Raw genomic sequence first — 8,657 nt, 5'->3', positions numbered from 1 at the left:
CCGTCACGCGGTGGCTCCCCTCCTCCCCCAGCTCTCCCAGCGAGCGGAGCGTCGCCGGGACACGCCGGGCGAGCACCCGCACGCTGCGCATGGCCCGGTCGACCAGCACCGCCTGGCCGGTGAGCCGCGTGATCTCCGCCCTGAGCACGCGGTTGACGCTCACCCGGGCGATCTCGTCCGACTTGGTCGCGACGTCGTGCCACTCCTCGAGCGACTTCTCGGCGGCCCGGCCGCGCACCAGCGCCGCGGCGAGCTCGTCGGCATCGCCGTCGCGCAGGCCGAGCGCGACGGACTCCAGCGTCAGGGCCAGCTCCCGGGTCGCGCTCTGCGCCAGGTCACGGATGCGCCGCCGCGGGTCGCCGGGCGTGAGGAGCGCGACGAGCAGCGCGACGCCGCCCCCGACCAGGGCGTCCGTCCACCGACCGAACGCGCCGTTGGTCGCGACCGACGCCGGCAGGCCCACGACGACGCCCGCCTGGACCCCCGCCTGGATCGTCACCAGCGGGCCCCGGTCGACGAACCGGGCGAGGAGCGCCGAGACCGCCATCACCAGCGCGATCTGCCACCAGCCCGACCCGATGAGGTGGACCATGAGGTCGCCCAGGCCGACGCCGAGGGCCACGCCCGCGGCCACCTCCGCCACCTTCCGCAGCTCGCGATCGAAGCTGAAGCCGAGGCAGACCCACGCGGCGACGGCGGCGAAGAAGGGCTGGGTGTGCCCGAGCACGACGACCGCGATCCCGTACGCGACGCCCGCGGCCAGCGCCGCCTGGACGATCGGCCAGAACGCGACCCGGACCCGCGAGATGCCCTGCCGGAGCCGGATGCGCCGGGGCAGGGACCGCAGCGCGGCGCGCGCCGCGGCGCCCGCGCGGCGGGACATGTCGCCCGCGGGACGGGCCGCCGGCTCGTCGCTCACGGGCGCCTACTCACAGCAGGCTCTGCGGGGCGTCGGGCCCGCGCGGGGTGAGGCCGCGGGTCAGCGGCCCGTGCGCCTCGGGGCGGTCGGCCGAGACGCCGTCGCCCGGCACCACGACCTCCTGCGCGGCCGCGACCTGCAGCTCCTGCCCGCCGACGTCGCCCACCACGGTGAGCTCGGCGTCCTCGGGGGCGGACCGCTTGATCACGGCGAGCGCGACCGGTCCGAGCTCGTGGTGCCGCGCCACCGTGGTCACGGTGCCGACCGCACGCCCGTCGGGCCCGCCGACGAACACCTGGGCGCCCGCCTCGGGGACCACGTGCTGCGAGCCGTCGAGGTGGAGCAGCACCAGACGCCGCGGCGGGCGGCCGAGGTTGTGCACGCGCGCGATCGTCTCCTGCCCGCGGTAGCAGCCCTTGTGCAGGTGGACTGCGGTGCGCAGCCAGTCGAGCTCGTGCGGCACGCTCCGGTGGTCGACCTCGTGGGCCAGCCGCGGGCGCCACGCCTCGACGCGCAGCGCCTCGGTGGCCCAGGTGCCGGCCAGGCGCCACCCGGCGGCCTCGCGCTCGGCGACGGCGGCCTCCAGGTCGGCGCGCGGCACGAGGACGAGGCGCCACGGACGGTCCAGGCCCGGGTGCTCCGTCTCGGGCGGGCCGTACCGGGTGCCGCCCTGCGCGACGCGCGGCCAGGTGTCCCACCAGGTCACGGGCTCGCCCTCGACGCCCTCGGCGGCGACGGGCTCCCCCAGCGCCGCGTACTCGGCGGAGAGGTCGTCGATCTCGACCCGCATCATGAACTTCATGCGCTCGAGCCAGGCGGTGAGCGGCGCGGCGTGGTCGCCCTCGGTGACCAGCCAGGTGGCCTCGCCGTCGTCGACGACGCCGGCGGCGTGCTCGACGTGGCCCTGCGGCGACAGCACGAACAGCTCGGTGGAGGTGCGCGGCGGCAGCGCCTGCACGTCCTGCGACGTGATCGAGTGCAGCCACGACAGGCGGTCGGGCCCGGCGACGCGCACGACGCCCAGGTGCGACTGGTCGACCACGGCACCGCCGCGGGCGAGCGCGCGCTGCTCGGCCACCGGGTCTCCGTAGTGCCAGGCGACGCCCTCGTCGGCACCCGTGGCGGCCACGGCGCCCTGTCGGGCCAGGAGCGGCGAGTCCATCGGGGTCCCCTCAGTCGTTCTCGACGCGGTCGAGCTGGGCGGAGGCGTACGAGCCGAGCGGGTGCCCGAACGCGGCGAGCTCCTCGACCCACATCAGGCGCCCCTCGACCAGGCCGTACAGGCGCTTCGCCGCGGTGACCTCCGCGGCCGTCGAGGTGCGGGCCACGAAGTCCGTGGCCAGGTCGATGCGGCCGTTGCCCGCGACGCCGAGGAACAGGGAGAGGCGGCCGGACGCGTCGGTGACGAGCACTTCCAGCGCGTGCCGGTCGTCCTCCAGCCCCTCCGGTCGGTCGCTCGACACGCGCCAGTAGCCGGTCTCCGTCGACCAGACCGTGTCGGGCTCGTCGTCGCCCGGAGCGTCACCGCCCTCGCCGTCGGCCGCCGCGGCGGAGCGCACGCGCAACGTGGACTCGAACCGCAGGTAGGGGCCGCCGTCGTGGTCGAAGACGAGGTCGTGCACGAACGGCGTCTCGTCGATGCCGGTGTACTCGATCACGCCCTCGCCCCGCCAGCGGCCCACGAGCCACGCGAGCGGGTAGACCTCGGGCGCGAGTCCCTCGGGGAAGGCGAAGGGCATCAGCGCTGGCCCTGGAACAGCTTGTAGACGACGTAGCCGGCGAACCAGATGATCGTGATCGAGACGACGACCAGCAGACCGGTGAACACTGCCTCGAGAGCGTGGATCGACATGCCGCGATCCTACCCAGCCGTCGCCGGGTCGGTCAGCGTGAGTAAGGTCGCCGCCCATGAGCACCCCCACCGCTGCGACGCCCGCGCGCTCGCTCGTGATCAAGACCACGTCGGGGACGGACCGGCCGGAGGCCGCCAACCAGGCGCTCACCGTGGCGGCCGCGGCCGTCGCCGCCGGCGCGGAGGTGAGCCTGTGGCTCACCGGCGAGGCGGCGTGGTTCGCCGTCCCGGGCCGCGTGGCGGACCTCGAGCTCGAGCACGCGGCACCCGCCGCCGACCTGCTCGACGCCGTCCTCGCCTCCGGCTCGGTCACCCTCTGCACGCAGTGCGCCGCCCGCCGCGACCTCGGGCCCGACGACGTCCTGCCGGGCGTCCGCATCGCCGGGGCGGCGGTCTTCGCCGAGGAGGTGCTCCGACCGGGGGCCCAGGCGCTCGTCTACTGACGCCCCGCACCGTCGTGTGAGGCGCACCACCCGGTCGGCGGACGCACTCCCGCCGGGCACCCCCCGTACCGTAGATTGAACGTTGAAGCATCGAGTGACGCCCCGCCGTCGAGCCGGCTGGCGGGCGCACGTGCCCCACGGGCCCGCCCCCCGGCGCCGGCCGACGTCGCGACCACGGAGAACCATCCATGACCTCGTCCACCAGGACCTGGAACGACCTCGTCATCCCCGCCGCCGGCGACTACGTGCTCGACAAGGAGCACCGGCGGCTCGGCTTCCTCGCGATGCACATGATGGTGAGCCCGGTGCGCGGCGAGTTCTCGTCGGGGAGCGCGACCATCCGTGTGGCCGAGGACCCGCTGCAGTCGTCGGTCGCCGCCAGCCTGGACGCCGCGTCGATCAGCACCCACCTGCCGGACCGGGACGCGCACCTGCTCAGCCCCGACTTCCTCGACGTGGAGAACTACCCCACGATCGACTTCCGCAGCACGGGCCTCGAGTGGCGCACCGAGGTCGACCCGATCTTCTCCTGGGCCCGGCTCAAGGGCCGCACCCCGGGGCGCGCCGACACGGCCCCCAGCACGCTGAAGACGTCGGCGAAGTTCGTGCTGCACGGCGACCTGACGATCCGCGGCATCACGCACCCCATCGCGCTCGACGCCGAGTTCGGCGGGGCCGGGCGCGACCCGTACGGCCGCGACATCTTCGGCTTCAGCGCGTCGGCCGACTTCGAGCGCGAGAGGTACGGGCTGGTGTGGAACGTGCCGCTCGAGGCCGGCGGCGTGCTCGTGAGCAAGAAGGTCCGCATCGAGCTGGCCGGCGAGGCCATCAACATGGCGGGCGTGGTCGAGCGCCCGGCGTGACGCCGGGCCGGGCCCGCCGCCGCGGGGCGGCGCGCCGGCTCAGGCGACGACGAGTCGCCCCACGACGAACACCAGGATGCCGCTCACGGCGACCGGCGCCGTGACCGCGGCCAGCATCGCCCGGCGGCCGGTCAGCGCGGGCTGACGCTCGAAGAGCAGGCGCAGCACGGCGACCACCAGGCCGGTCACGGCTCCCGCGACCAGGCCGCTCACCGGGTCGATCGAGGGCAGGAGCGTCGCCACCCCGCCCGCCGCGCCGGCGCCCAGCACCACACCCACGAGCGAGCCCGCCCAGCCGCGCGCGACCGGCGTCGCCGACACCCCTGCGGCGACCGCGAGGCCGAGCGCGCTCACGACCACGAGCGACGCGCCCGCCTCGGAGCGCCCGGCGGCCACCCAGCCGGAGCAGCACACCGCGACGACCGCGCCCGTCACCGTGCCGCTCACCGACTCCACGAGCCGGGGCCGCCCGCCGCGGCGCAGCATCTCCGCGACGAACGCCAGCACCAGCGCCATCGCGAGCACCAGCGGCACGTTCCGCAGCACCGGCTCGCCCTGGGTGGCCCACGCCACGGCGACGGCGCCGAGCCCTGCGACCGCCACGACGACCGTCGTCCCGCCCTGGGCGGGCAGCCGCAGCAGCGGGCCCCACCCGGTCGCGAGGAGCAGCACGAGGACCCCGGCCACCGCCGTCAGGGGCAGGATCCCGTAGTCGTCGAGGGCGGCGGCCGCCGCGACGACGGCGGAGAGGACGGCCGTCCAGACGGCGCGGGTGGTCACGGTCACGACGACGAGTGTCGCAGACGGCGGCCGACGTCCCGCTGCTCGCGGCCCGGGGCCGGGAGCCGCCGCCGACACGTCGCGGCACCCTCGCGGCCACGCCCGTCACAGTCCGGTCGTCGATCGGAAACGCGCCCGCAACACGGTTCGGGGCACACTGCGGGAACCGGTCACACGACCGGGACGGGTGCGGTGTGATCGACACCGCACCGCGGTACGTTGGCGGACGCACCTGTCGGACGCTGTCGAACGGACCGTCCGACGACCGGGAGGAGGTGCCGGTGGCCGAGCTGCTGATCCTCACGCCCGCGTCCGGCGGGTCGGTCGAGGTGCTGCCCGCACTAGGCCTGCTGAGCCACCGGATCCGGGTGCTGCCCATGGAGCCGTCCGCCCTGGTGGACGCCCCCGACTCCGACGTCGTCCTGCTCGACGCGCGTCGTGACCTCGTCGCCGCGCGCACCACGTGCCGGCTCCTGCACGCCACGGGCCTCACCGTGCCGCTCGTGCTCGTGCTCACCGAGGGCGGGCTGACCGTGGTCACGCACGAGTGGGGAGCCGACGACCTGCTGCTCGAGACCGCGTCCCCCGCCGAGGTGGAGGCACGCCTGCGCCTCGTCATCGAGCGGTCCGAGCGCGGCCCCGTCGACGACGGCCCGCAGGAGATCGCCGCCGGCGACCTCGCGATCGACGCCGGCGGCTACACCGCCCGGCTGCGCGGGCGGCCCATCGACCTCACCTACAAGGAGTTCGAGCTCCTCAAGTACCTGGTGCAGCACCCCGGGCGCGTCTTCACGCGGGCCCAGCTGCTGCAGGAGGTGTGGGGCTACGACTACTACGGCGGCACCCGGACCGTGGACGTGCACGTGCGGCGCCTGCGCGCGAAGCTCGGCCCCGAGCACGAGCAGCTCATCGGCACCGTCCGCAACGTCGGCTACCGGTTCGACCCGCCCAAGGAGCCGCGTCCGGCCGAGGGCGGAGACGTGCCGGTCGAGTCCGCCGGTTGAGTCGGGCCTCGGGTCCGCCCGTCGAGCCTGCCTGACCTGAGCCCGTCGAAGGGTCGGACCCGACGGACGAACCTGTGACATCGCGCGCCTGTACGGGCCCCGGCGCGCCGCAGCGGGTAGGTTCGACCGGTGACCGCGATGTCGGACTCCAGCGACTTCTCCAGCGCCCTGGTCGACGGACCCTGGCGGCACGAGCTCGTGCCCGCGAACGGAGCCCGCTTCCACGTCGCGCTCGCCGGGCCCGACCGGACGAACGGCGGCCGCAGCCCGCTCGTCGTGCTGCTGCACGGGTTCCCCCAGTTCTGGTGGGCGTGGCGGCACCAGATGGAGCACCTCGCCGACGCCGGGTACCGGGTGGCGGCGATGGACCTGCGCGGCGTGGGCGCCTCCGACAAGCCGCCGTCCGGCTACGACGTCCCCACCGGCACCCAGGACGTCGCGGGCGTGGTGCGCTCCCTCGGCCACGACAAGGCGGTCGTCGTCGGGCACGGCACCGGCGGCATCACCGCATGGTCGATGGCGCGGCTGCAGCCGGCGGTGACCGCGGCCGTGGGCGCCGTCTCCGCGCCGCACCCGGCCCGCCTGCACGTCTCGGGCCGCCAGCTGCTCACCCCGCTGGCACGCCGCCAGCTCGCCGCCTACCAGCTGCCCACGCTGCCCGAGCGCCGGCTCACCGACGGTGACCAGGTGGCGCGCGTGCTCCGCGACGGCGCCGCGCGCCCCCTCGGCACCGACGCCTACGACCTGTACCGCACGGTGATGCGGATCCCGTTCGCGGCGCACACCGTGATGGAGTCGCTGCGCTGGATGGTCCGCTCGACGCCGCGCCCCGACGGCCGCCGCTACCTCGCCGCGCTGCGCGAGCCCGTCGACGTCCCGGTGCTGCAGGTGCACGGCGAGCTGGACGGCTTCCTCGCCCCCCGCCACGCACCCGTCGACGGCGCGGCGCTCGCCCGCGACTTCCGCTACGAGACCGTCGACGGCGCCGGGCACTTCCTGCCCGAGGAGGCCCCCGACGAGGTCGGCAAGCTCCTCGTCGACTGGCTCGACCACGCGCTCGCCGCCGCCCGCTGAGACCGGGTCACGGCTCGGCAGGGCTCAGCCCCGCGGCCCCGGCTTGACGAGCTTCGCCGCGGCGACCGGGTCGGTCTCCCCGATCCCGAACGACGGGCACCAGCGCGCCACCGGGCACGCCCCGCACGCCGGCCGCCGGGCGTGGCACCGCCGGCGCCCGTGCCAGACGAGGTGGTGGCTCAGCATCGTCCAGTCCTTCTTCGGGAACAGCGCCCCCACCTCGTGCTCGACCTTGACCGGATCCTCCTGGTCGGTCCAGCCGAAGCGGCGCGCCAGCCGGCCGAAGTGCGTGTCCACCGTGATCCCGGGGACGCCGAACGCGTTGCCCAGCACCACGTTCGCCGTCTTGCGCCCCACGCCCGGCAGCGTCACCAGGTCGTCCAGGCGGGCCGGGACCTCGCCGTCGAACCGCTCGACCAGCGCCTGCCCCAGCCCGATGATCGAGCGCGTCTTGGCCCGGAAGAAGCCGAGCGGCTTGAACAGCTCCTCCATCTCCGCGGGGTCCGCGCCCGCGTACGCGGCAGCGTCCGGGTAGCGGGCGAAGATCGCCGGTGTGGTCGCGTTGACCCGCACGTCCGTGGTCTGCGCCGACAGCACCGTCGCCACCAGCAGCTCCAGCGGCGTCGTGAAGTCCAGCTCCGCCCGCGCGTCCGGGTACGTCACGGCCAGCTCGCGGTCGATGCGGCGCGCGCGGCGCACCAGCGCGACCCGCGACTCGCCCGTAGGCGTCGCGTCGGACGTGAGAGCGGTCGAGGAGGCGGGCTTCGTCGGCACACTGCGAGCGTAGCCACGCCCGCCCACACGGGCTCCGGCAACGCTCCCCCGGCGCCTCCCGGCGCTTCGTCGTGCCGCGATTTGGTGCGGTGAGGCAGACTGAGAACCGGAACACACCCTCTTGACAACCCCCGGACGACCGCACCCGACCCGGGACGGCCGCCCACGAACCACGTGAGGAATCCTGTGGACGACACCGTCGTGCTCTCCGCCCCTCTCTTCGCGGACATGGAATCCGAGGAGACGAAGGCGCTCTTCGAGTCCATGGTCCCGGTCGAGCTGACCCGCGGGGACGTCCTCTTCCGCGAGGGCGAGCCCGGCGACCGGCTCTACGTCATCGCGCAGGGCAAGATCAAGCTCGGTCGTCGGTCGAGCGACGGCCGGGAGAACCTGCTGTCGATCCTCGGCCCCGGCGAGATGTTCGGCGAGCTGTCCCTGTTCGACCCGGGCCCCCGCACCGCGACGGCCTCGTCCGTGTCCGACGCGCTCGTCTACGAGCTGCGCCACCAGGCCCTCGTGCAGTGGATCGCCGCGCACCCCAGCGTCGCCACCACCCTGCTCGGCGCCCTGGCCCGCCGCCTGCGCCGCACCAACGAGACCCTGGCCGACCTCGTCTTCTCCGACGTCCCCGGCCGCGTCGCCAAGGCGCTCCTCGACCTCTCCGCCCGCTTCGGCGAGCCCAACGACGACGGCATCCGCGTCGCCCACGACCTCACGCAGGAAGAGCTCGCCCAGCTGGTCGGTGCCTCGCGCGAGACGGTCAACAAGGCTCTGGCGGACTTCGCGACGCGCGGTTGGGTGCGCCGGGAGGGTCGCGCGGTCGTCCTGCTCGACATCGATCGTCTGGAGCGGCGGGCTCGCTGATCCTGGGTTTCGGTCGCTGGGTTGCGGCCGCCACCTCGGTTGCGGCCGACACCTCGCTCGCTGACGCAGGCGGGAGGGGCATTC

At 75.0% G+C, this 8,657-nt stretch carries 10 protein-coding genes; 5 read left to right on the top strand and 5 right to left on the bottom strand.

The features are described from left to right. The 3 genes from ACFWEK_RS15175 to ACFWEK_RS15165 all read right to left on the bottom strand — a co-directional run. On the bottom strand, positions 1-919 hold a 919-nt coding region (locus ACFWEK_RS15175), incomplete at its 3' end, for an aromatic acid exporter family protein (RefSeq protein WP_430554560.1). A gap of 10 nt (positions 920-929) precedes the next feature. Then, the gene (locus ACFWEK_RS15170) at positions 930-2,081 is read right to left on the bottom strand and encodes a YgfZ/GcvT domain-containing protein (RefSeq protein ID WP_430546120.1); all 1,152 of its coding nucleotides are present in this window, start codon (positions 2,079-2,081) and stop codon (positions 930-932) included. 10 nt (positions 2,082-2,091) lie between these two features. Then, positions 2,092-2,658: an FABP family protein gene (locus tag ACFWEK_RS15165; RefSeq protein WP_429766694.1), complete on the bottom strand. Its 567-nt coding sequence runs from the start codon at positions 2,656-2,658 to the stop codon at positions 2,092-2,094. Positions 2,659-2,827: 169 nt separating this feature from the next. On the opposite strand from ACFWEK_RS15165, the gene ACFWEK_RS15160 reads away from it, so the two are divergent. Both ACFWEK_RS15160 and ACFWEK_RS15155 read left to right on the top strand, forming a co-directional pair. Beyond that, positions 2,828-3,214 carry a DsrE family protein gene (locus ACFWEK_RS15160; protein WP_430554559.1) on the top strand — a complete coding sequence of 129 codons (387 nt, stop codon included), beginning with the start codon at positions 2,828-2,830 and terminating at the stop codon, positions 3,212-3,214. 188 nt (positions 3,215-3,402) lie between these two features. Then, on the top strand, positions 3,403-4,077 hold the full coding sequence (locus ACFWEK_RS15155; RefSeq protein WP_430546118.1) for a YceI family protein: 675 nt from the start codon (positions 3,403-3,405) through the stop codon (positions 4,075-4,077). 39 nt (positions 4,078-4,116) lie between these two features. Here ACFWEK_RS15155 and ACFWEK_RS15150 read toward each other — a convergent pair whose 3' ends face one another. Beyond that, positions 4,117-4,863 (bottom strand): hypothetical protein, encoded by a 747-nt coding sequence (locus ACFWEK_RS15150; RefSeq protein ID WP_430546117.1) that lies wholly within the window; start codon positions 4,861-4,863, stop codon positions 4,117-4,119. Positions 4,864-5,138: 275 nt separating this feature from the next. Between ACFWEK_RS15150 and ACFWEK_RS15145 the strand changes: the two genes are divergently transcribed. Together ACFWEK_RS15145 and ACFWEK_RS15140 are read left to right on the top strand one after the other, a co-directional pair. Further along, positions 5,139-5,861, top strand: coding sequence for a winged-helix domain-containing protein (locus ACFWEK_RS15145; protein WP_430546116.1), 723 nt, complete (start codon positions 5,139-5,141; stop codon positions 5,859-5,861). Between the two features lie 138 nt (positions 5,862-5,999). Continuing rightward, positions 6,000-6,935 (top strand): alpha/beta fold hydrolase, encoded by a 936-nt coding sequence (locus ACFWEK_RS15140; RefSeq protein ID WP_430546144.1) that lies wholly within the window; start codon positions 6,000-6,002, stop codon positions 6,933-6,935. A 24-nt stretch (positions 6,936-6,959) separates the two neighbouring features. On the opposite strand, the gene nth is transcribed toward ACFWEK_RS15140, so the two are convergent. Further along, on the bottom strand, positions 6,960-7,709 hold the full coding sequence (gene nth / locus ACFWEK_RS15135; protein WP_430546115.1) for an endonuclease III: 750 nt from the start codon (positions 7,707-7,709) through the stop codon (positions 6,960-6,962). A gap of 186 nt (positions 7,710-7,895) precedes the next feature. Here nth and ACFWEK_RS15130 point away from each other — a divergent pair, with 186 nt between their 5' ends. Continuing rightward, complete coding sequence (locus ACFWEK_RS15130) at positions 7,896-8,573, top strand: Crp/Fnr family transcriptional regulator (RefSeq protein WP_416345052.1); 678 nt, start codon at positions 7,896-7,898, stop codon at positions 8,571-8,573. Positions 8,574-8,657: the final 84 nt, after the last annotated feature.

This window comes from Isoptericola sp. NPDC060257 (genome assembly GCF_042726645.1).
In the GTDB taxonomy this organism is placed as follows: Bacteria; Actinomycetota; Actinomycetes; order Actinomycetales; family Cellulomonadaceae; genus Isoptericola; species Isoptericola nanjingensis.
The sequence above is the reverse complement of the archived record's forward strand: the minus strand, read 5'-3'. Positions and strand labels throughout refer to the sequence as shown.